Source organism: Bacillus sp. VA13 (genome assembly GCF_055710085.1).
This window is the reverse complement of sequence record NZ_JBVQPP010000019.1, coordinates 1-469: the sequence shown is the minus strand read 5'-3', so window position 1 is coordinate 469 and position 469 is coordinate 1. Positions and strand designations below refer to the sequence as shown.

The following is a 469-nucleotide window of genomic DNA, read 5'->3' as shown; positions in this document are numbered from 1 at the left end:
ACGCCACCCGCCGCGACGGTGCGGGCGTCGACCGGCTCATCCAGCACTCGGCGGGCTCGGGCAAGTCGAACACCATCGCGTGGACGGCACACTCGCTCTCGCGCCTGCACGGCGAGGACGACACGCCGATCTTCGACAAGGTCGTCGTCATCACCGACCGCACGGTGCTCGACCGTCAGCTGCAGGAGACCGTCGCCGGGCTCGAACACACGCCCGGCACGATCGTGCGCATCGACAAGAACTCGGCGCAGCGCAAGGACGCGCTCGAAGGCAACGCCGCGCGCTTCATCATCACGACGCTGCAGAAGTTCCCCGTCGTCGTCGAACTCGCGAAGAAGGCCGCCGCCGAGGGGGAGACGAGTGAGGTGGCCGGCAAGCGGTTCGCCGTCATCGTCGACGAGGCGCATAGCTCCACTGGCGGTGACGGCATGAAGAAGCTCAAGGGCGTCCTGCGCGGCGACGACCGGCT

At 68.4% G+C, this 469-nt stretch carries 1 protein-coding gene; it reads left to right on the top strand.

Annotation, left to right across the window (positions count from 1 at the left end; genetic code table 11):
- Nucleotides 1–469 (top strand): DEAD/DEAH box helicase family protein (locus AC0C66_RS21530; RefSeq protein ID WP_472973707.1); only part of this gene is annotated, 469 nt, incomplete at both ends.